Origin of the sequence: Paraliomyxa miuraensis (assembly GCF_026337845.1) — a bacterium.
In the GTDB taxonomy this organism is placed as follows: Bacteria; Myxococcota_A; Polyangia; order Nannocystales; family Nannocystaceae; genus Paraliomyxa; species Paraliomyxa miuraensis.
Window position 1 is genome coordinate 396,239 of record NZ_JAOVZF010000163.1, and the last position, 26,887, is coordinate 423,125.

The following is a 26,887-nucleotide window of genomic DNA, read 5'->3' on the forward strand; positions in this document are numbered from 1 at the left end:
CCTCCCGGTCCATGAAGACCGTGAGCCTGATTGCTGGAATGAGCCTTGGATTGCTGCTGACCGGGTGCCCGAGCGACGACACCGGAGACGAGGGAGCCGGCACCGCGGATAGCGGAAGCGAGACGGGCATGCCCACCACGGGGTCGACGACGGCGACCGATCCCGACAGTACCAGCACGACCGATATGCCCGGGACCACCATGGGTCCGGGGACCACGACGGAAGAGCCGACGAGCACGACCGAGGAGCCGACGAGCACGACCGAGGAACCGACGAGCACGACGGAAGAGCCGGCGCTGAGCTTCGAGATGGACGTGTATCCGATCATCGACGCGAACTGCAGCTGCCATGTTGGTGGAGGACCCGGGATGCTGCAGATGCCCGATGCCGCGACTGCCTACGGCAACCTGGTCGACGTGCCCTCGGCCAACATGGCGAACGACCAGGATCGCATCGAGCCGGGGGATCCCGACGCCAGCTTCCTGTGGCACAAGATCAACGACACCCAGGGTCCAGGGGAAGGTGGTCCCATGCCTGCGATGGCCCCTCCGCTCGCCCAGGTCGATCTCGACCTCATCGAGCAGTGGATTCTCGACGGCGCCCAGCCGTAGCTCGCGATTTTCGCGCGCCTCGACGAGCGGGGCCCGAGCAATGTCGGGCCTCATGGCCATCATTTCTGGGGTATCGTGGCCATGAGGCCGCCGTGGTGAGCAGCGGCCGATGGATGGGGCCATGCTGACGCGGCGCAACCCGCTCCCTGCACATCTTTGTGTGCTGACCTTCGCTTCTGCCTGCTTCTCGCCGATCGTCACGCCGCTCGACGACGAGGGCAGCACTGGGACTACGGGTAGCCCGTCCTCTTCGGAGGCATCCACATTCGACGCCTCGACGGGAGGAGACGGCCTCGACGAAGGATCGAGCAGCGGTGAGGTTGCGTACTGTGGCAACGGGCAGCTCGATCCCGGAGAGGTCTGCGACGACGGCACGAACGACGGCGCGTACGGAGGCTGCGCCAACGATTGCCTGTCCCTGGCACCCTACTGCGGCGACGGCCTACTCGACCAAGCCCACGGCGAAGCCTGTGATGATGGTGATGACGTCGATGGCAATGGCTGCAACATCGACTGCATCGTCTCGGGCACACCATTGTGGGATCTACACTATGACGCAGGTGGCCTGCTTGGGGACGACGAGTCGAGGGCGATGGCGGTCGCTCCCGACGATACGGTGCTCGTTGCTTCTGGCGCCCACCTTCAAGACGGCATGACGCTACGTCGCTACACCAACGACGGCGAGCTCATGTACTCCGTTCCCGTGTCGCTCGAGCGCCCCCGACCGTTCGACCTCGACGTTTCGAACGCCTTCACCGTCGGCATCGCTGGGCATCAACAAGGCCTAAGCGAACCCTGGATCCTCGGATTCACGATCGACGGAGCAAACGACTGGAACGAGACTTATCCTGTCCCGTCCTATTCGCGGAGCATCACCGCGCTCTCGGATGGTGGATTCGTCGTCTCGGGCGACGCGACAGGGCTCGCTTGGCTACGTCGCTTCGGATCCGTAGGCAACGTGGTGTGGACCGAGGAACTGCCGATGACCCCAGGTTTCCTGTCGGTCGCATCGGATCCCGGCGGGAGCTTCGTCGTCGCGGGCCAGTTCGGCCCTAGCGCACAACTGTGGCTCCGCAAGTACTCGATCTCCAATGCCGAGCTATGGACACACATTCACCCGGAGCACCCCGGCGCAACCAACGTCAGCATCGGCGACGATGGCTGGATCTACGTGATCGGCACGGACTGGCCGACATACGAGTGGTGGGTGACGGCCTTCGATTCCGATGGTGTCGAGCAGTGGTCGACCAGATTCTCGCCGGCGGATCCGGCAGGCTGGGCAGACGCACAAGGCGTCGTAGCTGCGCCCGGTGGAGGGGCGTTCGTCGTGGGCTCGTACTCCGACCCCTCCGAAGACGTCCAAATCCAGTCCCTGATCCAACGCTACGACCCCAACGGCAACTTGCAGTGGGAGCAGCGAGTCGGCAGCCCGTACAAGCCAAGCTCGATCACGATCCAGAGCGCAGGCGCGGTCGACCTCGATTCCCACGGCCGCCTCTTCGTCGCAGGGAGCCTCGACACCGACGACGGCGACGACACCTGGCTCGCGAAATTCGCCCCCTGATCCCCTCCCGTCCCCCGTGTTAGCATCCGCACATGCACGCCAAGTTGGCCGCCATCCTCGTCCTCGCGCCATTTGCGCTCGTCGCGGCCTGCAATGAGGGCTCGGTCGTGGACGAGCCCGAGGCCGGCTCGACGATCGAGATCGGTCCCGAGGGCGGAACGGCGCGCTCGATCGACGGCAACCTCGTGATCGAGATCCCCGCGGGCGCGCTCGCCGAGACGGTGCTGATCTCGATCGCGCAGTCCGGAGACGCGCCCGCGAGCATCGGGCCGGCGTATCGCGTGCAGCCCAACCTGGCGCTGGCGGCCGAGTCGACGGTGACCTACCGCTATGCACCCTCGGACGTGACCGGTCGCGACCTCGCGGCGCTGAGCGTCGCCATCGACACGGGCGGCCGCTGGGAGCCCCTGGCCCGCATCGCAGCCGACGAGACCGCGCGCACCGTGTCCGCCCACGACACGTCGCTCTCGTTCCACTACGGCCTCATCGAGGGCAGCGTCGATGGAGGGACCGGCACCGGCACCGACACGGGGATCGGCGACACCGAGACCACGACCGACAGCCCCCCGACGAGCACGACGGGCCCGACGACCGACCCCTCGACCTCGAGCTCGACCACCGACCCCTCGACCTCGAGTTCGACCACCGATGCCTCGACCGACTCGAGCTCCGGCTCGAGCTCGGACTCGAGTTCCGGCTCGACCGGCTCGACCGGCGGCGGCGTGTGTGGCAACGGCGTGGTCGAGGCGGGCGAGTACTGCTACCTCGATGGCGTGAGCGTGTCGGTGGGCAACGGCCCCACCGCGATCCTGCTGCTCGATCTCGACGGCGACGGCGATCTCGACCTGCTCACCGCCAACGGCCTCTCCGACGACGTGAGCCGACGGCTAGGCAATGGCGCGGGCTTCTTCGGCGCCCAGGCCGTGTTCCCGGTGGGCGACGGACCTTCGGCCCTCGGCACCGACGATCTGAACGGCGACGGCAACCTCGATCTGGTGGTGGCCAACGCGCTCGCGGGTACGGTGAGCGTGCTGCTGGGCAACGGCGCGGGCAGCTTCGGCGCCTCGATGGCGTTCACCACCGGCAACATGCCGCAGGGCGTGGGCTTCGGCGACTTCGACGAGGACGGCAACCTCGACGTGGTCACCGCCAACTCGGCGACCAACGATCTACGCCTGCTGCCCGGCGATGGCGTGGGTGGGCTGGGAGTGGGCACGAGCTTCGTCGTGGGCGGGTCGCCGCAGGCGATCGCGGTGGGCGACTTCAACGGCGACGCCAACTTCGACGCGGTGCTGGCCAACGGTGCCAACCTGACGCTGATGGCGGGCAACGGCGGCGGTCTGTTCGGCGCCCCGTCCAATACCGCGGTGCTGGGCACGAGCTCGGCGCTGGTCGTGGTCGACGTCAATGGTGATGGCGATCTCGATGCGCTGGTGACCAGCGGCGACATGGACCTGGTCACGGTGCTGCTCGGCAACGGCGTGGGTGGCTTCGGCGGCGGCATCCCGTTCTCGACCGGTGACCTCCCGGTGGCGATCGCGGCGGGCGATCTCTCGGGCGATGGCGTGCTCGACCTGGCCATCGCCAACGCCGGCGATGCGACGGTGAGCGTGCTCGAGGGCAACGGCGTGGGCGGCTTCGCGTCCGCGGCCACCGTGCCCACGGGCAGCGCTCCCACCGGGGTCGCGGTGGGCGACATCAACGGCGACGGCGTGCTCGACATCCTCGTGACCAACGAGAACGACGACGACGTCAGCCTGCTGATCTCCGAGCCTTGATCCCCATGAACTTCGTCGGTCACGCCATGGCTGCGGGCTGGGAGCGAGACGCCCCCGGGTTCGTGCTCGGCGCGATGCTGCCCGACTTCGTGCGCATGTGCGGAGCGCGGCTGGGGCCGATCCTCGACCCCGAGCTGGCCGACGGCGTGGCCTGTCACCACCGCATCGACGAGCTCTTCCACGGCGCCGAGACCTTCGTGGCGCTGTGCACTCGGGCGCGCACCGAGCTGCAGGCGCTCGGGCTCGCCCGCGGCCCGGCGATGGCGGCCGCCCACGTCGGGGTGGAGCTGCTGCTCGACGGCTGCTGGCTCGAGGACCCGCGCGTGGACGCGGCCTACCTCCGAGCGGTCGAGCACGGGACCACGCTGCCCGAGCACGCAGTGACGTGGCCCGACCCGTCGCATGCACGGCGCGTCACGATGCTGTGCGCGTACCTTCGCGACGCCGGCTCGCCGAGGGCCTACTGCGATCCCACCGAGGTCGGCCGTCGCATCGTGCGCATCCTGTCCCGGCGCCCGCGCCTGGCCCCCGCGCCCGGCGACGAGGACCGCCTGATCGAGTGGGCCCGCACCACTCGCCCCACGGTGATCGACGCCGCCCCGCACCTGCGAGCGTCGCTAGCCAGAGCCTCCCCCCGAGCCGAACTGGCCGACCTCGACCGAGAGCCTGACGCTCGCCGGCTTCCCATTGGTGGGCGCCGGTAGCACCCACGCCTCGGCCGCTCGCTCCATGCAGCGATCCTTGTGGCCCAACAGCGTGCTGGTGTGGACCTCGACCCCGGACACCTGGCCCGAGGGGCGTACGACGAACGTCAGCACGAGCCGGCCGGACCGCGAGTGCCCTTCGTACGCGCAGCGCCGCAGCTCGTGCCGGTGGATCCGCATGGCTCGCTCCACGTCGGGACGATCCAGCGCACCGTAGAGGATCAAGGACTCGGGCCGCACCAGATCGGGAATGCCGTCGTGGAGGTCCTTCTGGGGATCGTGCAAGCGCCCCTCCACACCATCGAGGCACACCGGCAAGGCCGGAACGAAGCGCGCACCAAACGAGGTCCGGAAGCAGATCCGATCGCCCGCGAGCCAGGCGTCCTCGTGGAACACGCGCAACTGAGCAAGCGTGCCGACGGCAGGCCCCGCCGGGCTCGGGTAGATCGGCGCGCCTTCCTCGAACACCCACTGGGGCGGCAGCGGGAGGAGCTGTCCCATGATGCCGTCGTCACCGATGAACTCGAACCGCGGTGGCTCGAGCTCGGGCTCGGTCTCGTCGTGAGCGGGACCGGCATCGACCGCGGGAACCGGGGCGAGCGCGAGACCGTCGACGAACGGCACCGTGGGCAGCATCAGGTCGGGAGCCCCGAGCCCGAATTCGAAGTGCGGCTCGGGCGGCGGCGGCGGCGGTTCTCGAGCCGTCGAGACGGTGACCCGAGCGCACGGGCTGAGCAGCTCGACGCGATATCCCTCGTCGTCGGGCTCCACCGCGCCGATCGTGACCTCGCCGTACATTCGATCGAACGCCACCGGCCATCCATCGAAGGTCGGGTGCACCGAGTCGTCGACCCTCCACGCCGAGCCGGAGACCGGATCGGGCCTCCGATAGCTACGCCCCACCGCGTCGTCGGGCAGCGAGGCTCGCAGCGCCAGTCCCCCGGCCGAGACCGCCCATGCGCCCTCGGGATCTCCAGCGATCCGCTGCACGACGGCGCCGGGGCGCAACGACGACACATGCCCCTCGTCGTCGACCTGCTCGTGCGTGCGGGCGAGCACGAGGGCGGGCGACCACCGCGAGACGTAGAGCCGCACGTCGAACGCATCGCTATCGAGCACGGTCCCGCAGTGCCGCCCGTACTGGAGCTCGTCGCCGCGTAGCGGGGCGATCTCGACCAGGCCATCGCGCTCGCCCACCACTCGCACCACGGTCCCGCCGGTGGGCCAGGGCGTAGGCGAGGACATCGTGACGCCGAGCTGGACGGAGGGCCCGCCGACGTGGGGCTCCACGTAGACCCGCGTACCCCAGGGCAGCACTGCGAACCCCTCGGCGGGCGGGAGCGGCAGCGCCCCCTCGGCGGGCCCCGGCATGCGTGCGTCGTCCGGAGCGGTGGAGGCTCGCCCACGACACCCCGCCGCAGTCATCAGCAGCGTCATCGCGACCATGGCCGCCCGGGTCCGCACCCGCTCGGGATACCGCCAACGTCGAGGGTCTGACCAGGGGCGAGGACCGCGGATCGCCCGACCGACCGGCATCCGACCCTGGTAGGATCCCCACGGCGTGAGGCCGGCGACGCACGGACCCCGGCGGGGCCAAGGAACCACGAGAGTCGCGCCGATGCTGGCGGTGGCGCTCGTGGGCGCGCCCACGGCCTGCCGAGGCGAGCCCCCGCCGCTGGGTGGCGGGACCACCGAGGACACCAGCACCGGCAGCTCCTCGAGCAGCTCGGCTGCCCCCGACTCGAGCGGAGGCACGACCCAAACCCCCGCCTGCGCGGACTACCTCGCGTGCCTCGCCGGCGTCGAGCCGGAGCGATTGCCCGAGGCCGAGGCCGAGTACGGCCCCGCAGGCTCGTGCTGGAGCGACTCCGCGACCGCGGCCGCCTGCGATGCCATGTGCATCGACGAGCTCGAGGCGCGCTGCCCCGTGGAGACCGGGGGCGGCACGGGCGAGGAGTTGCTGACGTGCTCGATCGAGGCGCTGGCCCCCGGGTTCGACAGCCCGGTGGTCGCGGGAGACGGGGCCGAGGTGCTCCCGCCCTCGATCGGGCTGGTGCTCGAGAACAACTGCGGCTGCCACTACCTGGACCCCGAGCAGGTCGATCCCGAGGTGCCCACGTACTTCGGCGCGATGCCCATGGCCACCTGGCAGGACTTCCACTCGACGTTCATGGGCACGGTCGTCCACGAGCGCGTGCGACAGCGCGCCGTGGTGGAGCTGAGCATGCCCCCGCCCTTCTACTGCGACGCCCTCGACTTCGGGTCGCTGTCGGCCGAGGACTACGCCCTGCTGGGCGCCTGGCTGGAGGCGAGCGCCCCCGACGCAGCCGCCTGGGATGGCGGCTGAACCGTGATCGAGCGCCTCCCGAGCCCGAGGCCGCGTTCGACCCCGGAAACGACGGGTGCGGCGGTGTCCTACTGCCGGGGGGAGATGCAGATGAGCGCGCGAAGGCGTTGATTCCCCCCTGCCCCGACGGCGACACTCATCCGGGGCCCATGGCTCCACACCGAGGATCGGATTTTCAAGATCATGCAGCTCTATCGTCTATTGGGGGGATCGTTGCTGGGCCTCTTGGGTGGCATCGCATTGGCGTGCGGTGGCAGCGGCGAGGACGGGGACGGAAGCGCGGGCTCGTGCGTGGCAGGCCAGCAGGTCGCATGCGCATGTCCAGGCGGAGGCAGCGGGGTGCAGGTCTGCCTCGACGGCTCGTCGTTCGGCCCGTGCCAGTGCGGCGACGTCGAGCCGACGGGCGGCGAGGCCACCGAGTCGGCAACGGACACCGACGTCGACAGCGCCGACGGCACCGGCACCACGGGGGGAGGCCTGTGCGGCAACGGGGTCGAGGATCCCGGCGAGTGCGACATGGGCAATCCGGCGTTCTGCGCCGCGGATTGCGGTGCCGTCGACGACACGGCCGGCGACTCGACCACCGGCGAGGACAGCTGCGCCAGCGAGCCGATCTACGTGGCCAACGTCCCCTCGGTCGCCTCGCGCTGGGAGAGCGGCGCACTCATCGGCTTTGCCGCCGGCCAGGAGCTGTGCCGACAGGCCGCCACCGGGGTCGGCCACCCCGACCCGATGAGCGTCACCGTGTGCGACTACCAGCAGGTGGTGATGGCCGCGGCCAAGGGTGAGTTCGCCGCGATCCCGGGGGGCACCACCGCATGGCTGCATCGCACGACCAACGCCGACATCGGTGGCGTGCCCACGGCCCCGGGCACGGGCGGGCGCTGCGTGGACTGGACCTACCAGACCAACCATATCTCCGATGGCGAGTACGTGGACTTCCCGGGTGGCGGTGCGGTGAACTACTTCTTCGACAACGACACGTTCTACGACGGAGTCGACACCACCCATACCCAGCCGGGTCTGCTCGAGTGCGGGACGCAGATGCGGGCCATCCTATGCTGCAACCCGCCATGCATGCCCGAGGGCTAGCAGTCGCGGCCGTCCTGCTCTCGCTCGCCGTCGGCGGAGACGACCCGTCGCCGTGGCCGGGCGGCGAGCCCCCCAGCGACGACGAGCTGTCGGCCGCGATCGCCGAGGCGCTCGAGCTGTTCGAACGCGAGCGCTTCGAGGAGTTCCTGGAGGCGGCCGAGAAGGGCGAGGACGCCGAGCACATCTTCGTGCTGCAGGAGGACGTCGACGACGGGTTCTGGGATCTCGACCAGCTGTTTCGATTCGGCGACTCGCTGTTCGGCCACGTGTTTCGACCCAGTGACGGCTACGGCTCGCAGGGCGTGCCCGTCCCCATGGAGCGGGTCCATCATGGGCGAAGCGGAGGGCTCGACTCGTTCTCGTGTGCGGGCTGCCACTCGGTGGGCGGAGCCGACGGGGCCGGCACCGCCACGCAGAACGCCTACCTGCGGGGCGACGGCGACGACATCGAGACGGCGGTGGCCCGCAATCCGCCCGCGGTGATCGGGCTGGGCTTCGTGCAAGCGCTGGCGGCCGAGATGACGCGCGAGCTCCAGCTGCAGCGCGACGAGGCGCTTGCCCAGACCGCCGCGTCGGGCCAGGCGGCGGACGTGGAGCTGTCGAGCAAGGGCGTGAGCTTCGGACGCCTGCGCGTGGAGCCCGACGGCACCGTGGACACCACCGCGCTCGAGGGCATCGACGACGACCTCGTGATCAAGCCGTTCGGCTGGAAGGGCACCTTCTCCACCCTGCGACGGGCGGTGGAGGATGCTGCGCTCGTGCACTTCGGGATCCAGTCGCACGTGCTGACCCTGGGCCACCAGCTGCAGCCCGATCCCGATCGGCTGGGCCCGGGACCGCAGTGGTACGATCCCGACGGCGACGGTCGTGCCCGCGAGCTCGAGGAAGGGATCCTCACCGCGACCGCGGTGTACCTGGCCATGCTCGAGTCGCCGCAGGTCATCCCTCCCCACGATCCCGGGCTGCGCGATCGCTGGGCCCGCGGAAGCGCGCTGTTCGAGACGATCGGCTGCAACGATTGCCACCGCCGCGAGCTCGTGCTGCTGAGCTCGATCTGGGAGGAGTGGCCCGACACCACCGACGGCGACCCGGTCGTCGTCAACCTCCAGCTCGACGGCGAGCAGCCCAAGGCCGGCTCGCGCGTGCAGCTGTTCAGCGACCTGCGGCGTCACGACATGGGCCCGGAGCTGGCCGATCCCCATGAGGTGAGCGCCTCGGAGATCCAGCCCGCCGTGTTCCTCACCCGCCCGCTGTGGGGCCTGGCCGAGTCACCGCCCTATCTCCACGACGGTCGGGCCACCACCATCGTCGAGGCGATCCTGGCCCATGGTGGCGAGGCCGAGGACTCGCGCATCGCCTTCACCACCCTCACGCCCGACGAGCAAGCCGACGTGCACGTGTTCCTGCTGTCGCTGTCGCGGGCGCCGCGACTGCGGGTGCCCCAGTGAGCGCGACCCGTGCCCGCCCCGGCCGCCGCGGAGCGCCGTGGCTGATGCTGGTGTCGACGGTGGCGTGTGGAGGCCTCGATGGATTCGGCTCGTCGCTCGAGCGCGAGCAGGCCCGGACGATCGGCACGATCTCTCGCACGCGCCCCGACGACGACCAGGGCCAAGCGTACCAGGCCCTGCAGCAGGATGCGTGGCGCCGAGAGCAGCGCTTCCTCGATGCGGTGCAGCCGGGCCACCTGTGGCGCAGCACCCGGGTCCGGCAGGTCGAGATCGACGCCGGGCTGTGGAGCGTGGGCGAGCTGTACCAGCTCGGCGGTCAGCTCTTCACCCTCCACTTCACGCGCGCGGTGGGCATGGGGGCCGCGCAGGAGCCCCCGCTGCGGCGCTTCCACGCGGGCCGCCGCGGTGGTCCCGACGCCTTGCGCTGCGCGTCGTGCCACTGGCGGGGCGGCCTGGCCGGAGCCGGAGATGCGGCCGACAACGCGATGTTCCGCGGCGACGGCGTCCACCAGTCGAGCACCATCGCGCGCAACCCTCCCGCGCTGGTCGGGGCTGGTCTACGCGAGCGGCTCGCCGTCGAGATGACCGCCGAGCTGCGCGCGATCGAGGTCGAGGCGCTGACGTTCGCCGCGCAGGCCGGCTATGCGATCGAGCTGCCGCTGATGGCCAAGGGCATCCGCTTCGGGTCCATCACCGTCGACCCCGAGGGCAACGTGGACCGCGACGAGATCGAGGGCGTCGATCCCGACCTCGTCATCAAGCCCTTTGGGTGGAAGGGCACGGTGGCCACCATTCGCGACGTGGTGGAGGACTCGCTGCTCATCCACCACGGCATGCAGAGCGAGCACCTGGTCATCCAGGGCAACGAGCCCCGCGTGGGCGACAAGGGCGGCGACGACCCCGACGGTGACGGCGTAATCGAGGAGATCAACGAGGGCCAGGTGTCGGTGCTGACCCTGTTCGTGGCCCTGCAAGAGCTGCCGCAGGAGCAGCCGCCCGAGGACCCGTGGCTCGCGAGCCTGTGGGCACGCGGGCGGCTCGACTTCGATCGTCTGGGCTGCGCGGGCTGTCACGTGCCCGAGCTGCCGCTCGACAGCGCACGATGGGTGCTGCCGCATCGCTACGGTGGCCCGTCGCTCACCGCTGACCTCACCGCCGAGGGCGCCGAGCCCCGCCTCGCCCCGTCGGTCGAGGACGGCACCCTGCGCGTGCGGCTGTTCAGCGATCTCCGCCGCCACCGCATGGGCTCGGGCCTGGCCGAAGCCCACACCGACCAGGGAGTGGCCGGTGACGAGTTCATCACGCCTCCGCTTTGGGGCGTCGCGCGCAGCGGCCCCTATCTGCACGACGGACGGGCCCCCACCCTCGAGGACGCGATCCTGCTGCACGGGGGCGAAGCGCTGGGCTCGGCCGAAGCCTTCGCGGCTCTCGACGACGCCGAGCGAGCGCCCCTGCGCGTGTTCCTGACCTCGCTGACCCGGGCGCGACGCTTGGTGACGCCATGAGCCCGTGCGCGCGCCAGAGCCCGCTGGTGGCGCTCGTGCTCGCGTGTGCCTGCGCATCCCCGGCGCCGTCCGAGCTCGAGTGCACCGCCTGGTCGCGCCCGGACGGCGATCGCTGCGTGCTACGTGCGTGGACCGTGCCCGCCGTCGATGATGCCCTGAGCGAGCCCGGAGCGCGTGACGTTCAGGCGGCGCTCGGTCGCGATGGCGATGCGCTGGTGGCCTGGGCCCACGTGGTGATGAACGCCGATGGCCCCGTGGTGCTGGCCGAGCGCAGGCACGAGACCTGGACGCTCATGCACGCGCTCGCCGGTCCGGGCAGCGGGCTCGAGCCCGCCGTCGCCGTGGGGGACGATGGCGCGGCGCTGGTGACCTGGAAGCAGCAGCGCGAGGACGGTGCGGTGTACCTGGCCACGCGCGATCGCGAGGGTCGCTGGCGCTGGCCCGCGGCGGACGCCCCGCTCTCGTGGAGCGAGACGGCCTACGAGCCCCGAGTCGCGCTCGCCCCCGACGGCGAGGCACTGGTGCTGTGGAACCAGTGGACGGGCGCCCACTTCGGCGTGGCGCTCGGCCGTCGCGAGGCCGCTTCCGAGGGCCCGTTCGTGCTCCCCAGCGAGCCCGCGCAGCTGCTGTCTCCCGCGGTGAACTACGCCAATGCGCCACGACTGGCCGTGGGCGAGGACGGCGAGCTGCTCGTCGCCTGGTATCAGGCCCCGGTCGACGATCTGATGGTCTACGTCAGCGAGCGTCGCGAGCCCGGCGAGCCGCCGAGCCAGCCACCGGCCGACGGCTTCCTCTCGCCCTCGGGCGGCCCCGTGGACAGTCATGCCGAGGCCAACCCCTGGCCCGCGCTGCACGCCTCGGGCGTCGCTGCCGTCGCGTGGACGCAGCAGCACGGCGAGTGGGACTTCCCCGTGTACCTGGCCACCCGCGAGCCCGACGGCGTGTGGCACCGGCCCTCGTCGATCGACGACACGCTCTCGCGGCCCGGTGCATTCGCTCGCTGCCCCCAGGTGGCGTTCGCCTCGGCCGTCGACGCAGACGAGCCCGTCCTCTTCGTCACCTGGTTCGAGACCCGCGGCGACGAGACGACCGTCCACGTGTGGCAGGGCTCGAGCGACCGCACGGGCATAGCCGAGCCCATCGCCCTCTCGAGCCCGGGGGCCGAGGCCGTGCACCCGGCCCTCGGGGTCGGTCCGCGAGGCGGCATGGTGGTCGCGTGGGCCGAGCGCGAAGGCGATGCTCGCTGGCGCGTGGTGGCGCGGCGCTACCAGCCGCACACCGATGCCTGGCTGCCGAGCGAGCCGCTCTCCCTCCCCGTGGCGGGCCTGGCCCCCACTCCGGTGATCGCGGTGGCACCCGACTCCGAGCGCGTGCTGGTGGCGTGGGCGCAGGGAGGCGTGCTCGATGGTCGCGTCTACGTGGCCGAGCTGCCGTAGACGAGCGCACGCCCGTCGTCAGCCCTTGCCCCGGCTGAGCTGATTGAGCTCGTCGTAGCCCGGCAGGGTGCTCAGGTCCGGCACCACCACGATCTCGATCCGCCGGTTCGCCGCCTTGCCCTGCGCGGTCTCATTGCTCGCGGCCGGGCGCAGCTCGCCGTAGGTGGCGGCGCTCAGCCGCTCGGCGGACACCCCTCCCTCGGCCAGCGCACGCAGCACCACCAGCGCACGGGCGGCCCCCAGCTCCCAGTTCGAGGGGTACTTGGCGGTCTTGATCGGCACGTTGTCGGTGTGCCCCTCGATCTGGAATTCCTTGCCCGGGATCGTGGCCAGCCCCGCGCCCACCTCGAGCAGCGAGTCGCGTCCCTCCCCGGTGAGCTCGGCCTTGCCGCTCGCGAACAGGATGTCCATCGGCAGCGTGAGCACCATGCGCCCGTCGATGATGCTGACCTTGAGCTTGCCCGCGTCGATGAGCTTGGCAAAGCGGGTCAGCATGTCGCGGAAGTCGGCCACCCGGCGGTCGGCCGCGGCCTGGCGCTGCCGCGCCTCCTCGAGCGCCGCCGACATCTGGTCGAGCGTGGCCTTGAGATCGGCGCGCTTCTTGATGAGCGCCGCCAGCTCGCGCTCGGTCTCCGCCATGCGCTGCTCGAGCTCGGCCAGCTCGTTCTGCTTGGCCGCCAGCATCGCCTGCAGCGAGGCGATCTGCCGCTGGGCCGCGTCGGCATCGGCCTGGGCGCGCGTGATCGCCTGCTCGAGATCGACGATCCGCTCCTGTCGCGTGACGAGCTGCTCCTCGTAGGCCTGGCGCTCTGCCTCCTGCTCGGCGCGGAGCGCCGCCTCGGTGTCGTCGAGCTCGCGCTGCAGCGCCTCGTGCTTGGTCTTGGTCACGCAGCCCGCGGCGCCGAGGGCGAGACCAAGGGCGAGACCGAATCGAACGATGGAGACCGGGAGGGCTCGGGTCCGCATGCCCTGCATGCTGCCTCAAGCGTGCCTCTTGCACACGCGCAGGATCGGCGCCGCCACCAGAGCCCACCGGGGCCGGCTATCCGCCTCGACGGCTGCGGCCTTGGTGCCGCTCGATCACCCCGTCGACCTCCAGCTTGCGCAGGTGGGCCTCGAGCGCGCGAGCAGCCAGCGGCCACAGAACCCGCGGCGTGTCGTCATAGGCCCGGGCCAAGATCTCGCCCTCGTCCTCCGCCCCCGCGTCGATCGCCGCGAGCACCTTGGCCTCGCGTCGCAGCCGGTGTCGCACGTAGTGATCGACCACCGCTCGGGGCTCCTTCAGGGTCGGCCCGTGCGCGGGCACCAGCGCGCGCGTCCCCAGCTCGCCCATGCGCCGCAGCGAGTCGAGGTACTGCCCCATGTCCCCGGCGTCCTCGGGATCGATGAGGATCGTCCCCTCTCCCGCCACCATGTCACCCGCGTGAGCGATGCCCGAGGACAGCTCGTGCAGCACCAGGTGCCCGGGCGCATGCCCCGGAGTATGGACCGCTCGCATGCGGATCCCCTCGCCCAGATCGAGCTCGTCGCCGTCCTCGAGCCGCCGATCGACCGGCATCGACAGCCGGGCCGCCGTCTCGGGGTGAGCGCCAACGGGGACTCCCAGCCGCTGCTGCAGCCGCTCCACGTCGCCGATGTGATCGACGTGATGATGGGTGACCACCAGCAGCTCCACGCGACGCCCCTCGGCCGCGAGCGCCTCGAGCACCTGGTCGAGCACGCGCCGCTCGTCTTCGAACGGGGTGGCCGGCTCGATCAGGACGAGGCGCGAGTGCCCCACGATGAGCAGGTTGGTCGACGTGGCCGGCGGCAGGGTCGGCGTGCGCAGCGGCAGGCGACCGACCCCGGGGGCGAGCGTCTCGAGGCGGTCCATCACGGAATGAAGTTGGCGCAGCCCTCGGACACCTTGACCAGCGCCTCCTGGAAGAAGTCGCCGTAGCCCTCGCTGCACACGCTGCCCACGAAGTTGGTGGGGAAGCGCTCCACGAAGTCGACCAGCCGCGACGACTGCTCGGCTCCATCCACGCCCTGCGACAGGTCGGCACAGTCGTCGAACTTGGGCGAGCCGCCCACGAGCCCCAGGCCCACCACGTTGGCATCGCGACCGTTCTTGGCCGCCACCAGCGCATCGAACCACTCGCCCGGCTCGCCCACGCTGCCCCCCTGGGGCTCGGGCGGAGAGGCCCAGTTGTCCTCCTCGTCGCTGATCACCAGCACCACCAGCAAGGCGTCGTCGCGCACGAAGCCCTCGTTGCAGGCGCCCGCTCCCTGCAGATCCTCCGAGACCGCCGCCACGACCGCCCCGGCCTGTTGCTCGATGGGATTGCCCACCGCGCCCACCAGGGCCGCGCAGCCGAACTCGTTGGCGAAGTCGTCCCCGAACCCGTCCATGAAGTTCTTGCCGGTGGAGAAGTTGCAGCTGGTCTCGGGATCGCTGGCGCTCTCGGGTTTGTCGAGGAACGCCCCCAGCTGGTAGTCGCACACGCTGCAGTCGGGCACCACCTCCGGGTCGCAGCCGTCGAGCGGGTTCTCGATCGTGCCCAGCCCCGGATAGCTGTCGGTGTCGATCACGCCCACCTGGATGCTCTCGACGCTGGGCAGCGCGTTCTGCATCGCGCTGACGAAGCCCGGCACGCCCTGCACGAGGAACTGCTGCTCGTCGAGCATGGAGGGCGAGTTGTCGATCACGAAGATGAAATCGACCGCGTTGCAGCGGAACGTGGGCATGGGATCTCCCGTGGTGCCCGTGCCCGACTCGTCGAGGAACGAGTCGTCGAAGCCAGTGGAGGAGGAACCATCGATGGTGACGATGCCTCCCGAGTCGTCGCTGCCGCCCTCGCTTCCTCCGGTGTCCCGGCAGGCCGGGGCCAGCAAGAGAACCGCTCCCAACGTGCCGATCGTCGACTGCTTCATCAACGCGTCCTTACTGCTCATCCGACGCTACTCCTCGTGCTCAGAACATCTCGTAGACGATGACGACGTTGTCACCGACCACGGGTACGTTGTTGACCACCTGTAGGACACAGGTGCCGGGATTGTAGGTCCAGTCGGCCGGTGCGAGCGGAATCCCGTTGACCACCACCGTGATGGTGGCGGGGTTGATCATCCCACAGGTTCCCGGAGGCGAGCCACTCAGGAGGTAGAGATCGTTGGGCACACCGCTGAGGATGTCGTTGGCCAGCGAGCTCAGGTCCCAGGGCGCGTCGCAGATCGAGAACATCGAGTCCTGGGTGTCGGTGAGCAGCGCCAGCTTGACGTACTCCTCGCCGTTCTCCACCCCGTTGACGCACCCGTTGAACTCGTAGACGTCGTTGGCACCGTTCAGCACCGTGGTGCCGGTGTTGCCGATGATCGGGAACACCGCCCAGTCGTCCCCGGGCGCGGAGCCGGGGAAGAAGTTGGTCATGAACGTGGCAAAGCCGCCGTAGCCCACGTGGTCGTAGGCCAGCGAGGTGTAGTTGAGCCCGGGTCCAGGGGCATCCCAGCGACAGTAGTTGTCGATGGTGGTGTCGACGATCCAGCCCAGCGGGCAATCGTCGACGCCCGACGGATCGCCGTCGGCGGCGCCCCACTGCGGATCGTCGCCGTTGTCGTCGCTGGTGAAGATGAACGCCATGAACGAGTTGGGCTGCAGCCGCGGGATCCAGTAGCCCGACTGCTGCATGGTGCGCCCGATCGCGTTGCTCGAGTGCACGAACTCCTGGCCGTCGATGCCACCGTTGGTGTCGTACTGCCAAAAGCCCGCGCCGGGGTTGTCGCCACAGGCTGCGCCTCCCAGCGGCGGGGTCACGCAGATCTCGAACGTCCCGGTGCCACGGTCGGCGATGAGGTGGAGCTGGGTCGACGAGCCCGACGCCGCCAGCTGCGACGCGAAGTTGTTGATGTTGGTCTCCACGGTGGCCATCTCCGCGCTCATCGAGCCCGAGGAGTCCACCACCCAGAACACGTCGATGGGCCGGGTCTGGGTGTCGGTGCCCACCAAGAACGTCTCGGCGCACGGAGCATCGATGCCGTCGCAGTTGTTGTCGATGCCGTCACCGCAGATCTCGTCGCCGGCCGGGATCGGCTGGCAGGTCCCGGGCGGCTGCGGTACGCCGCCGATGCACTGCGGCACCGAGACCTCGCACTCGAGCGTGCCGCAGGTCCACACGCCCTGGTCCTCGTCGACGATGCAGTCGCAGTCGTTGTCGATGCCGTCGCAGATCTCCGGGCTCGCCCCGTCGAAGGGGTCGCACACCTGCGGGAAGCCGTTGATGCACGAGGGCACGGTGTGATCGCAGGCACCGCAGCCACAGGTGAGATCGGGCAGGCCCTCGTCGACCTGCCCGTCGCAGTCGTTGTCGATGTTGTCGCAGGTCTCGGCGCTGGCCCCCGCGAACGGATCGCAGGGAGGGACGAGCCCACCCTCGCAGGCCGAGACGCCGTGGTAGCACTGCCCCACGCCGCAGTAGATCGTGTCGTCGCCCAGACCCTCGTCGATGTCGCCGTCGCAGTCGTTGTCCTGGCCGTCGCAGATCTCGGGCAGCGCACCGTCGAGCGGATCGCACAGCTGCTGCTGCCCGTCGATGCAGTTGGGGACCTCGTGGAGGCACGGGCCGATGCCGCACATCGTCGTGCCCAGGCCATCGTCCTCGTCGCCGTTGCAGTCGTTGTCGAGGCCGTCGCAGATCTCCATGGAGGGCAGCAGGTCACCATCGCACTCGCCCCACTGGCCCACGTCGAGGTCGAGCGCCACGCACTCCTGCACGCCGGGCGTGCACTCGCCCACGTTGTACGTGGCGGGCGCGCCCGTGTAGCACCAACGAACCTCGCCTGGAGGGGCGCACAGACCGATCTCCACGCCCGGGAACACGGGAGGCATGGGCCCCGGGCCCCCGCCCTCGCCCGTATCGGAGCCACCGTCGCTGCCCGCCGAGTTGCTGCCCATCGTGGTCGGGCCAGAAGTGTTGCCGGCCGTGTTGTCGACTCCGGTGTCACCGCTGCCGCCACCGCTTCCGCCCATGGTGCCCACCCCGGTGCCCACCCCCGTGGCATCGGCCGACGTGTCGCCCGTGACCCCTGCCGACGTGTCACCGGTGGTGCGCCCCTCGGTCGCGGACCCGGATGCGCCCGTGATGTCATCGCCTCCACACCCGACCATCGAGGCCGCGATGAAGACCGATCCGAACAACCCCACCTCGAAGCGGCGCATGGCTCGACCTCGCTCTCGCGGGCGTCACCACGCCACGCATTCTTTCCTTCTACACGAAATCGGGGTGCCCCACAATTCGGATCGTGCGTCCGACGATAGCGCAAGCAGCCGTCGAGAGAAGTTACGCGGAGGGCGCGCGACGTGCCGAGCGGAACCACGCGATCCCATTCAGAACGCTAGCTACCGGCCCATCGATCGATCCGTCATGTTCGGTTGGTATTGAAAATTGCCTCGATTCCATCCAAAGATGGAAAGGAACCGTAGATCGGACGCGTGCCTTGCCATGACCCGTACGCCTCGCTTCGTCCTGGGCCTCTCGCTCCTGTCCCTCCTTGGCCCTTCGGCGTGCGGAGGGGACGACGTCTCGGCCGTGGACGACGGAACCGGGATCAACTCGCTCGACGGAGGCTCCTCGGGCACGGGCACCGGGACCACGGGCGAGGACACGGAGATCGGCGACGTCACGGGCTCGATGCCATCCTGTGAGAACGGGGTGCGCGACGAGGGCGAGGCCGACGTGGACTGCGGCGTCGCGTGCCAGCCCTGCGGTCCGGGCAGCCAGTGCGAGCGGCCCGAGGACTGCGACACGATGATCTGCAGCGGTGGGTTCTGCCAGACCCCCACCTGCTACGACGGGCTCCAAAACGGCAGCGAGCAAGGGGTGGACTGCGGCGGGACCTGCCCCAACCAGTGCGGCGAGACGGGCTGCCGCATCGACGCGCAGTGCGAGCAGGGCGAGTTCTGCCACGAGGGCGAGTGCGCGCCTTCGTCCTGCGAGAACGACCTCCAGGACACGCAGGAATCCGACGTCGACTGCGGCGGGCCGAGCTGCCCCGACTGCGGGCCCGGCCAGGGGTGCGGCTCCGATGCGGACTGCACCACCGAGGTGTGCGGCGACGATGGGCTGTGCGCCGATCCGAGCTGCACCGACGACGTGCACAACGGGGACGAGACCGACGAGGATTGCGGAGGCTCCTGCAGCGTGTGCCCCAACGGCAGCAACTGCATGGTGGGCGCCGATTGCATGGACGGCGTGTGCAACGGTGGCGTCTGCGTCAACGACTCGTGCATCGACATGGTGGACAACGGCTCCGAGACCGACGTCGATTGCGGCGGACCGCAGTGCCCCAACTGCGCCGATGGTCTGGGCTGCAACGACGCGGGCGACTGCATCAGCGGCGTGTGCACGGGCGGCGTGTGCATCGGCGCCCTGTGCAACGACATGGTGCAGAACGGCAACGAGAGCGACGTGGACTGCGGAGGCACCTGCGGGGCCACGTGTACGACCGGCCAGGACTGCAATGCCTCGGGCGACTGCGTGCAGGGCGTGTGCGAGTTCGGTCAGTGCTCCGCGCCCGACTGCGCCGACGGGGTGCAAAACGGCAACGAGACCGACATGGACTGCGGGGGCACCTGCGGGGCCACCTGCATCCCCGGTGAGACCTGCGGCATCGCCGGCGACTGCACCCAGGGCGTGTGCAACGGTGGCGTGTGCCAGGTCGCCACGTGCATGGATGGGGTCGACAACGGCAACGAGACCGACGTCGATTGCGGCGGAGTCTGCGGGGCCACCTGCATCCCCGGCGAGGGCTGCCTCAACGGAGGCGACTGCACCGAGGGCGTGTGCGTGCTGGGTACGTGCCAGGCTCCGACCTGCAGCGACGGCATCCAGAACGGGGTCGAGCAGGGCATCGACTGCGCGGGCATCTGCGACCAGCCCTGCGGGATCGGAGGCGAGCTGGTGGTCAACACCACCCTGCCCGACTTCCAGGTGCAGCCGGTCGTGGCCGCGGCCCCCGGCGGCGCCTACTTCGTGGTCGCGTGGTCGAGCTTCCCCGTGGCCAACCCCCCGCAGGACGGCAACGGCTCGGGCGTGTACCTGCGCGTCTACGACTCCACCGGCGCTCCAGTCACCGGTGAGGTGCAGGTCAACACCACCGTGATGGGCAACCAGCAGTTCCCCGCCATCGATGCCAGCGACGCGGCCTTCGTGGTCGCGTGGCAGGGTCCCGACGGCAGCGGCAACGGGGTGTTCGCGCGGCGCTTCTCCGCCGCGGGCGCGCCGATCGGGGGAGAGATCACGGTGCCGGCCGCTGCCGCCAACGAGCAGCGGCGCCCCGACGTGGCCATGGCCTCGGACGGGACCTTCGTGGTGTGCTGGGAGTACCAGCTGGCCACCATGGACATCGTGTGCCGCCGCTTCACCGCGGGCGGGCTCCCGGCCGCGGGCGAGCAGACGATCCACACCGTGACCAACAACAACCAGAACCTGCCGGTGGTCGAGGTGGCCAACAACGGGGACTGGACGGTGGCCTGGCAGTCGGCGGGCGGCCAGGATGGCGACGGTACCGGCGTGTTCAAGCGCCGCTTCAACGCGGCCGGGGTGGCGCAGGATCCCGCCGACGTGCAGGTCAACCAGTTCAACGCGCTCGAGCAGCAGGGCCCGGCGATCGGCATGAACGCGCTGGGGCAGCACGTGATCACCTGGTCGAGCGACAACCAGGACGGCAGCTCCACCGGGGTCGTGGCCCGTCGCTACAGCGCGGCCGGGGCGGCGGTCGGCGGGGAGTTCCTGGTCAACACCACCACCGCGGGCGCCCAGAACAACCCCGTGGTGGCGCTCAACGCCGACGGCGACTTCGTGATCGCGTGGCAGACCGCCGACGACGGCGTGCTCACCGGGGTGTTCGCCCAGCGCTACGCCAACAACGGCGCGGTGTTCAACGCCGAGTTCACCGTCAATCCCACCGTCTTCGGATTGCAGGAGGAGCCCGACGTGGCCGTCCGCGGGGTGGACGAGATCGTGGGCGTGTGGAGCGAAGGGGATGTCGGGTTCACCAACCGCGACATCCGAATGCAGCGGTACGACGGGCAGTTCCCGTAGTCCCTGATGGGAGCTTCGGCCCTCCTGGTTGGCGTGCACGCCGAGAGGACTCGACAGACTAGCCCGGCGGATCGAAGTTCTCACACGTGGTCACGATGTTCTCCACCGCATCGGCGAAGATCGGCCCGTAGTCGGGCTCGCACACGCTGGCCAGCACTCCTTGATCGCCGAACTCCTGGATGAAGCCGATGAGGTTGGGGCTCTCGAGGTTCAGCGGCACACAGCTGATGTTCATCCACGGCACGAACCCGATCACCACCATCGCCTCGGGATCGCCGTTCTTGGCCGCCACCACGGTGTCGTACCAACCGGTGGTGACGGTGCCCGGATGTGCATCGTCGAAGTCCCCGTTCCACGGCGGATCGTCGGTGACGATCACCACCACCAAGATCGCATCGTCGCGCAGGAACCCCTCGTTGCAGCCACCAGGGGCCCGCTTGGCCGGCTGGAACGACGAGACCAGCGCGGTGACCGGCTGCTCGATCGGGCTGCCCGAGGTCCCCACCTGGGCCATGCAGGGGAACTTGGTGAGCAGGTCGTCCATCTCGGTCGCGAACCGCCCCCCCTCGGCAAACGGCGTGCACACCTGGCCCGCCGCGCCGAACCCCGACGTCTGCGAGACCAGGTCGCCGATGGTGGTGCACCCCGGCGCGTTGCCCGAGTAGTTGTCGCTGGTGAGCACGCCCACGTGATAGCTGTCGACGGTGTCCTCGAGCGCCGCCTGCATGGCGCTGATGAAGCCGGGAAAGCTGGCCAGCAGCTGCGCCTGCTGGGCCGACATGCTGCCGGAGTTGTCGATCACGAACAGGAAGTCGACCTTGCGGCAGCCCATGTCGAACATGGGCGAGTCGGGCAAGCCTCCCAGGTCGAAGGTGATCGGGTTGCCGCTCTCGTCCTCGATCTCGGTGGTGCCCTCCCCGGTGGACGAGGTGACCGACGAGGTCGCGACGCTGGTCTCGGTCGTGGTCGCAGGCCCGTCCTCGGTCTGGGCCGGCGTGCTCGAGGTGGTGAGCGTCACGCCGCTGCTGCTGCCATCGGACTCGTCGCTGCCGCCGGGCGTGCCGCAGGCAAGGGCCATCGACGCCAACAGAACCGATCCACCACGAAGCTCGCGCATTGGGCGAGTATAGACCGGTCCCCAGGGGGTCTGGCGATCGGTACGCGCTAACGAGCCCCGGGCACCACGATCGAGGTCTTGAGCCTGCGTCGGCGGTAGCGCACGCGGGCGGGGGAGCGGGGCCCCACCAGCATGCGCTCGTAGCTGGGCTCGTAGCGCGGCTCGAGCAGCTCGAAGTCGAAGTGACGCAGCAGGTGGCTCCAGATCGCGCGCAGCTGCAGCTGCGCGAACACGATCCCCATGCAGCGGTGCCGGCCGCCGCCGAACGAGATCCACGACATCGGGTGCTTGCGATCCTCCTCGCGCTCGGGGCCGAAGCGATCGGGCTCGAAGCGGTTGGGGTTCTCGAACACCTCGGGAATGCGGTGGGCGATCGCGGGCGAGGCCATCACCATCGCGCCCTGCGGCACGTGATAGCCGCCGAAGTCGAAGCCCTCGAGCATCCGCCGCATCACCATGATGATCGGCGGGTAGAGCCGCAGCGTCTCCTTGATCACCCACTCGAGCTCGGTCATCGCCCGCAGATCGTCGAGGCCGAGGTCGGTGCGAGTGCCCAGCACGCGATCCTGCTCGCTCCGCAGGCGCTCGATCCACTGCGGGTTCTGATTGAGCAGGATCCCGGTCCAGGCGAACGTGATCCCGCTGGTGTGGTGGCCCGCGAACATGATCGCGAGGAGCAGCCCCGTCATCTCGTCCTCGGTCAGCGCGCGACCGCTCTTGTACTTGGCTTCCATCAGGGTCTGCAGGAAGTCCTCGCTCTCCACGCCCTGGGCGCGACGCTCGGCCACGATCCCCGCGATGAGCTCCCCGAGCCGCTTGCGGGCCGCGTCGCGCTTGCGGAACGCGGGAACCGGCAGGTTGGGGGCGAAGAACGCCAGCAGCTGCAGGCCCCCTTCCATCTCGTAGTAGAGCCTGGCGAACTCGTCGGACAGCTTGTCGCGAAAGCCCTTGCCGAGCAGCGAGCGGCTCGAGGTGTAGATCGTCAGCTCGTTGCCCTGCTCGTACATCTCCACCACGCCCTCGTCGCCCCACTTGCCGAAGAACTCCTCGGCCTCCTCGACGAAGCCCTGGGCGTAGGTGCGCAGCCGGGTCTCCCGCAGCGCCTCGTGGAAGAACGCGAGCTGCTCGGCCATGATCTCGGGCTCGGCGTCGTAGGCGATGCCCTTGCCGAAGATCGGGATCATCATCTTGTAGACCTCGCGCATGCTCATGTCGGAGTCGCGGAGGCGGAAGAACTTCTGCTGGGCCTTGGGCCCGGACATCACCACGGTGGAGGGACTGCCCGGCAGGTCGAGGCAGAACATGTCGCCGTGGCGATCGCGACCGCGCTGCAGCAGCTCGACGGGGTTGTGCTTGAGCTGCAGCGCGTGCCCGAGCAGCGGCAGCCCGCCGTCGAGCCGCGGCGGGGTAGGCAGCGCACCGGGGGCAGTCGCGCGGCGCGGGGCCGTGAAGGTGCGGGCAGCTTCGGTCGCCGTGGACAGCCAGCTCATGTCGTCGTCTCCGGGGCGGTTCGTGCGGAACGCTAGCCCCCCGGCCACCGGGAAGAAAGCGCGGGATTTGCGAGTGTGGGCCGGTGCACGCCCGCGTGAGGCTTTTCAAGGGGCCGAGCCGGGCGATGCGATGGCGGACGAGTTCGCGCGAGCACGGGCGTGCAACCCCGATCGCATGGCGACCCGCCCGTCCCCGGCGAGCGAAAAATGCGGTAAGCCGCCGCCACCATGGAGCTGCAGCCCATCACGCTGGCCAGCCTCGCGCTCGCGAGCGTCGTGTACTCCGCGTTCTTCTTCGGCCTGCTGGGCGCATCGATGGTGCTTCCGGGCCCCGTCGTCGAGGGCTTCCCCGCCCCCGATGGCACCCGCAAGCGCTACCGCATGAACGGCCTCTCGCTGTGGGTCGCGACTCACATCGTGGTGGGCAGCGGCATCATGGTGCTCGGCTGGTCGCCCTCGCACCTCGTCCACCACTTCTGGTCGTACTTCGTGGTGGTCAACCTGTTCTCGGTGGGATGGATGGCGATCCTCTACCGCGGAGGCCAGCGCCGTCGAACGGCCGCTCCCCGTGGCTCGGGGGTCGTGGGCCTCTGCGCCGACCTCTGGTACGGCGTGGAGCTCAACCCCACCTGGCGCGGCGTCGACCTCAAGGTGTTCGCCTATCAGCCGTCGCTCATCGGGCTGTCGATCCTCAACATCGCGTTCGCGTGGGCGCAGTGGGAGGCCACGGGACGGCTGTCGCCCCAGATGATCGCCTACCAGGCCTTTTGGTGGCTCTACCTCACCACCCACTACCTCCACGAGCTGGGCGTGCTGTCGATGTGGGACGTGATCGCCGAGGAGTTCGGCTTCATGCTCGTGTGGGGCGACCTGGTGCTGGTGCCGTTCTTCTACTGCATCGGTGGCTGGTGGTTGCTGAGCGATCCCAGGCCCGACCTCGGCGGGGTGGCGCTAGCGGCCCTGGTGGGCCTGCACCTGCTGGGACACTGGATCTTCCGCGGCGCCAACGCCCAAAAGGACCGGTTCAAGCGCGACCGCAACGCCAGGATCTGGGGCCGGCCCGCCAAGACGCTGGGCGGACGGCTGCTCGTCTCCGGCTGGTGGGGCATCGGCCGCAAGATCAATTACACGGGCGAGATCATGGTCTACCTCTCGTTCGCCCTGTGCACCGGATTGCAGTCGCTGGTGCCCTACCTCCTGCCGCTTTGGCTGTGCATCCTGCTGCCCCATCGGGCGTGGCGTGACGAGAAACGCTGCCGCGCCAAGTACGGCGAGCTGTGGGATCGATACTGCGCCGTGGCCAAGTTCAGGATGATCCCCTTCCTGTATTAGATGTATGGGGAGGCCGTTCCGCCGGCCTCCCCCCGTCCCGGCGAAGCCGTGACGGGGGCCCCCCTCCTCGCAGGCCCTTCGGGCCCTTCCTGCTTCGTGCATGGGTCGGTTTTCCCGGCGAAGCCGTGACGGGGGGCCCTTCCTGCTTCGTGCATGTTCGGCCGTCCCGGCGAAGCCGTGACGGGGGCCGTCTCCGCGGCCGGCGCTACGGGCTGGCTTGGGGGGATCGGGGTCGAGCGGTGGCGTCGAGCTGCTATGCTCGCTCCTGGTGTCGGCTCCTCCGCAGCGCCGGGTCATCGTGGCCAGCCCGCCCGAGCTCGTCGTCCACGATGCTCCCAGCCCCTGTCCCTACCTACCCGAGGAGACCTCGCGGCTGCCGCTGCGGCTGCCCATACGCCGGCTGCAGCGCAGCGAGCTCGAGCAGCGGCTCGGCGCCGGCGACCGCCGTCAGGGCCTGATGCTCTACCGCACCGCGTGTCCCTCGTGCCTGGCGTGCGAGCCCATCCGCATCGACGTCCAACGCTTTCGGCCCGGTCGCACCCAGCGCCGCATCGAGCGACGCGGAGACCGGGAGATCGAGTTCGAGGTGGGTCCGCTCGAGCCCACCCTCGAGAAGGTCGCGCTCTACAACAAGCACAAGCGCGGCCGCGGCCTCAGCTCGGGTGAGCGGGCCATCGACCTCGACGGCTACACCGCGTTCCTGGGCGAGAGCTGCTGCGACAGCTTCGAGCTGCGCTATCGCATCGGTGGCCGGCTGATCGGCGTGGCCGTGGTCGACCGGGCCGAGGACTCGCTCTCGGCCGTGTACTTCTACTTCGATCCCGAGCACGAGTCGCGCAGCCCCGGAGTGTACTCGGTGCTCAAGCAGCTCCAGCTCTGCCGGCGGTGGGGCCTGCGCCACCTCTACCTGGGCCTCTACATCGCCCGCTGCGCCTCCATGGCCTACAAGCGCCGCTACCTGCCCCACGAGCGACTGCTCGATGGTCGGTGGGTCACGTTCGATCGAGACCAATCCCCGTGAAGATCGGCATCGACAGTGAAATCGGACCGCTGGAGCGGGTGCTCGTGCATCGCCCGGGCGAGGAGATCGTGCGCATGACCCAGCACGAGCTCGAGCGGATGTTGTTCGACGACATCCTCGCGCCCGACGAGACGGTGGCCGAGCACGATCTGATGACCGAGATCATGACCGAGGCCGGCGCCTCGGTGCTGCGGCTCCACGACCTCCTGGTCGAGGCGCTGCTGGCCGCGTCGGCGTCGGAGCGCACGGCCCTGGTCCATCGCGTCTGCGAGCACGAAGGCGCTCAGGGAGTGGCCGACCACATGCAGGCGTGGAGCGCCCAGCGCCTGGCCAATGGCCTGATCCACGGGGTCGGCTGGGACGAGCTCGAGGGTCTGCCCCCGAGCCTGGCCCGCATTCGCGCCGCCGCCGAGCCCCACGCCGTTCGCTTCGCCGTGCCGCCCCTGCCCAACCTCATGTTCATGCGCGACCCGTGCATCACGATCTACGACCGCGTGGTCGTGGGGCGCATGGCCTCGCCGGCGCGGGCGCGCGAGGCCTGGGTGGTCTCGTTCGCCCTTCGGCACGCGCCCTCGGCTCGGGTACCGCTGTGCTTCGAGAGCGACGACTCCAGCCGCGCGGCTCGGTTCCGTTCGCTCGAGGGCGGCGACGTGCTGGTGCTGTCCCCGTCTGCCGTGATGATCGGCTGCTCGCAGCGGACCACCGCGCAGACGATCCAGCGCCTGGCCGAGGAAGCCCTGTTCCCGCTGCACCCACGGCTGCAGCGGGTCTACGCCGTGCTCATGCCCGAGGCACGCTCGATCATGCACCTCGACACCATCCTCACGCAGATCGATCGCGGGCTGTTCCTCGGCCACCAGCCCCTGCTGCTCGGGCACGGGGGGCGACCGGGACTGTCGGTCGCTCGGCTCGAGCGCGGCCGCCCTCCACGGGCGTGCGCGGGCGCCAGCGCGCTCGACGCCCTGCGCGACGAGCTGGGGCCCGACACCCGCCTGGTGCCTTGCGGCGGCGACGACCCCCTCCACCAGGAGCGCGAGCAGTGGACGGACGGGGCCAACGCCGTGGCGGTGGGACCGGGCCACATCATCCTCTACGCCCGCAACACCCACACCATCCGCGCGCTCGCCCACCATGGCTTCGAGGAGGTTCGGGTGAGCGTAAGCCAGCCCGCGCTCCAGCGCCGGGTGGTCATCGCCGAGGGCCTGGCCAAGCCTCGCGCCGTGTTCAGCTTCTCGGGCAGCGAGCTATCCCGCGCGCGCGGAGGTGGCCGGTGTCTGACCATGCCCCTAGCCCGCGCCGCGCTGGACTAGCCCGCGCCGCGCTGGCCTAGCCCGCGCCGCGCTGGACTAGCCCGCGCCGCGCTGGCC

20 protein-coding genes are annotated in these 26,887 nt (G+C 70.0%); 13 read left to right on the forward strand and 7 right to left on the reverse strand.

What is annotated here, in order from left to right; genetic code table 11:
* Positions 1-11: 11 nt before the first annotated feature.
* From OEB96_RS41765 to OEB96_RS41780, 4 genes are all read left to right on the forward strand, one after another.
* On the forward strand, positions 12-611 hold the full coding sequence (locus OEB96_RS41765) for a hypothetical protein (RefSeq protein ID WP_266222538.1): 600 nt from the start codon (positions 12-14) through the stop codon (positions 609-611).
* A 121-nt stretch (positions 612-732) separates the two neighbouring features.
* Entirely contained in the window at positions 733-2,175 is a 1,443-nt protein-coding gene (locus OEB96_RS41770) for a hypothetical protein (protein ID WP_266222539.1), read from the forward strand.
* Positions 2,176-2,207: 32 nt separating this feature from the next.
* Positions 2,208-3,953 carry an FG-GAP repeat domain-containing protein gene (locus OEB96_RS41775; protein ID WP_266222540.1) on the forward strand — a complete coding sequence of 582 codons (1,746 nt, stop codon included), beginning with the start codon at positions 2,208-2,210 and terminating at the stop codon, positions 3,951-3,953.
* A 5-nt stretch (positions 3,954-3,958) separates the two neighbouring features.
* Complete coding sequence (locus OEB96_RS41780; RefSeq protein WP_266222541.1) at positions 3,959-4,657, forward strand: hypothetical protein; 699 nt, start codon at positions 3,959-3,961, stop codon at positions 4,655-4,657.
* Here the strand turns inward: OEB96_RS41780 and OEB96_RS41785 are convergent.
* Positions 4,571-6,094 (reverse strand): hypothetical protein, encoded by a 1,524-nt coding sequence (locus tag OEB96_RS41785; RefSeq protein WP_266222542.1) that lies wholly within the window; start codon positions 6,092-6,094, stop codon positions 4,571-4,573. The two genes, OEB96_RS41780 and OEB96_RS41785, sit on opposite strands and share 87 nt — an antisense overlap.
* A gap of 181 nt (positions 6,095-6,275) precedes the next feature.
* Here OEB96_RS41785 and OEB96_RS41790 point away from each other — a divergent pair, with 181 nt between their 5' ends.
* From OEB96_RS41790 to OEB96_RS41810, 5 genes are all read left to right on the forward strand, one after another.
* Positions 6,276-7,004 (forward strand): hypothetical protein, encoded by a 729-nt coding sequence (locus tag OEB96_RS41790; RefSeq protein WP_266222543.1) that lies wholly within the window; start codon positions 6,276-6,278, stop codon positions 7,002-7,004.
* Positions 7,005-7,187: 183 nt separating this feature from the next.
* The gene (locus tag OEB96_RS41795) at positions 7,188-8,096 is read left to right on the forward strand and encodes a hypothetical protein (protein ID WP_266222544.1); all 909 of its coding nucleotides are present in this window, start codon (positions 7,188-7,190) and stop codon (positions 8,094-8,096) included.
* Positions 8,078-9,544, forward strand: a complete 1,467-nt coding sequence (locus OEB96_RS41800) for a di-heme oxidoredictase family protein (RefSeq protein ID WP_266222545.1) — start codon at positions 8,078-8,080, stop codon at positions 9,542-9,544. The genes OEB96_RS41795 and OEB96_RS41800 overlap by 19 nt, the downstream gene beginning before the upstream one ends.
* Positions 9,541-11,049 carry a di-heme oxidoredictase family protein gene (locus tag OEB96_RS41805; protein WP_266222546.1) on the forward strand — a complete coding sequence of 503 codons (1,509 nt, stop codon included), beginning with the start codon at positions 9,541-9,543 and terminating at the stop codon, positions 11,047-11,049. The genes OEB96_RS41800 and OEB96_RS41805 overlap by 4 nt, the downstream gene beginning before the upstream one ends.
* Entirely contained in the window at positions 11,046-12,485 is a 1,440-nt protein-coding gene (locus OEB96_RS41810; protein ID WP_266222547.1) for a hypothetical protein, read from the forward strand. The genes OEB96_RS41805 and OEB96_RS41810 overlap by 4 nt, the downstream gene beginning before the upstream one ends.
* A gap of 18 nt (positions 12,486-12,503) precedes the next feature.
* Here OEB96_RS41810 and OEB96_RS41815 read toward each other — a convergent pair whose 3' ends face one another.
* The 4 genes from OEB96_RS41815 to OEB96_RS41830 form a co-directional block, all read right to left on the reverse strand.
* Positions 12,504-13,451, reverse strand: a complete 948-nt coding sequence (locus tag OEB96_RS41815) for an OmpA/MotB family protein (RefSeq protein ID WP_266222548.1) — start codon at positions 13,449-13,451, stop codon at positions 12,504-12,506.
* A 76-nt stretch (positions 13,452-13,527) separates the two neighbouring features.
* Positions 13,528-14,358 carry an MBL fold metallo-hydrolase gene (locus OEB96_RS41820; RefSeq protein ID WP_266222550.1) on the reverse strand — a complete coding sequence of 277 codons (831 nt, stop codon included), beginning with the start codon at positions 14,356-14,358 and terminating at the stop codon, positions 13,528-13,530.
* Positions 14,358-15,419, reverse strand: a complete 1,062-nt coding sequence (locus OEB96_RS41825; RefSeq protein ID WP_266222551.1) for a hypothetical protein — start codon at positions 15,417-15,419, stop codon at positions 14,358-14,360. The genes OEB96_RS41820 and OEB96_RS41825 overlap by 1 nt, the downstream gene beginning before the upstream one ends.
* A gap of 19 nt (positions 15,420-15,438) precedes the next feature.
* Positions 15,439-17,676, reverse strand: coding sequence for a MopE-related protein (locus OEB96_RS41830; protein ID WP_266222552.1), 2,238 nt, complete (start codon positions 17,674-17,676; stop codon positions 15,439-15,441).
* Between the two features lie 283 nt (positions 17,677-17,959).
* Here OEB96_RS41830 and OEB96_RS41835 point away from each other — a divergent pair, with 283 nt between their 5' ends.
* Positions 17,960-20,560 (forward strand): hypothetical protein, encoded by a 2,601-nt coding sequence (locus OEB96_RS41835; RefSeq protein WP_266222553.1) that lies wholly within the window; start codon positions 17,960-17,962, stop codon positions 20,558-20,560.
* 58 nt (positions 20,561-20,618) lie between these two features.
* Here OEB96_RS41835 and OEB96_RS41840 read toward each other — a convergent pair whose 3' ends face one another.
* Positions 20,619-21,677 (reverse strand): vWA domain-containing protein, encoded by a 1,059-nt coding sequence (locus OEB96_RS41840; protein WP_266222554.1) that lies wholly within the window; start codon positions 21,675-21,677, stop codon positions 20,619-20,621.
* Between the two features lie 47 nt (positions 21,678-21,724).
* Entirely contained in the window at positions 21,725-23,167 is a 1,443-nt protein-coding gene (locus tag OEB96_RS41845; protein WP_266222555.1) for a cytochrome P450, read from the reverse strand.
* A 228-nt stretch (positions 23,168-23,395) separates the two neighbouring features.
* Here OEB96_RS41845 and OEB96_RS41850 point away from each other — a divergent pair, with 228 nt between their 5' ends.
* The 3 genes from OEB96_RS41850 (at position 23,396) to OEB96_RS41860 (ending at position 26,830) form a co-directional block, all read left to right on the forward strand.
* Positions 23,396-24,499 carry a phosphatidylethanolamine N-methyltransferase family domain-containing protein gene (locus OEB96_RS41850; RefSeq protein ID WP_266222556.1) on the forward strand — a complete coding sequence of 368 codons (1,104 nt, stop codon included), beginning with the start codon at positions 23,396-23,398 and terminating at the stop codon, positions 24,497-24,499.
* A gap of 268 nt (positions 24,500-24,767) precedes the next feature.
* The gene (locus OEB96_RS41855) at positions 24,768-25,520 is read left to right on the forward strand and encodes an arginyltransferase (RefSeq protein ID WP_266222557.1); all 753 of its coding nucleotides are present in this window, start codon (positions 24,768-24,770) and stop codon (positions 25,518-25,520) included.
* Positions 25,517-26,830 (forward strand): arginine deiminase, encoded by a 1,314-nt coding sequence (locus OEB96_RS41860; protein ID WP_266222558.1) that lies wholly within the window; start codon positions 25,517-25,519, stop codon positions 26,828-26,830. Before OEB96_RS41855 ends, OEB96_RS41860 begins: the two co-directional genes overlap by 4 nt.
* Positions 26,831-26,887: the final 57 nt, after the last annotated feature.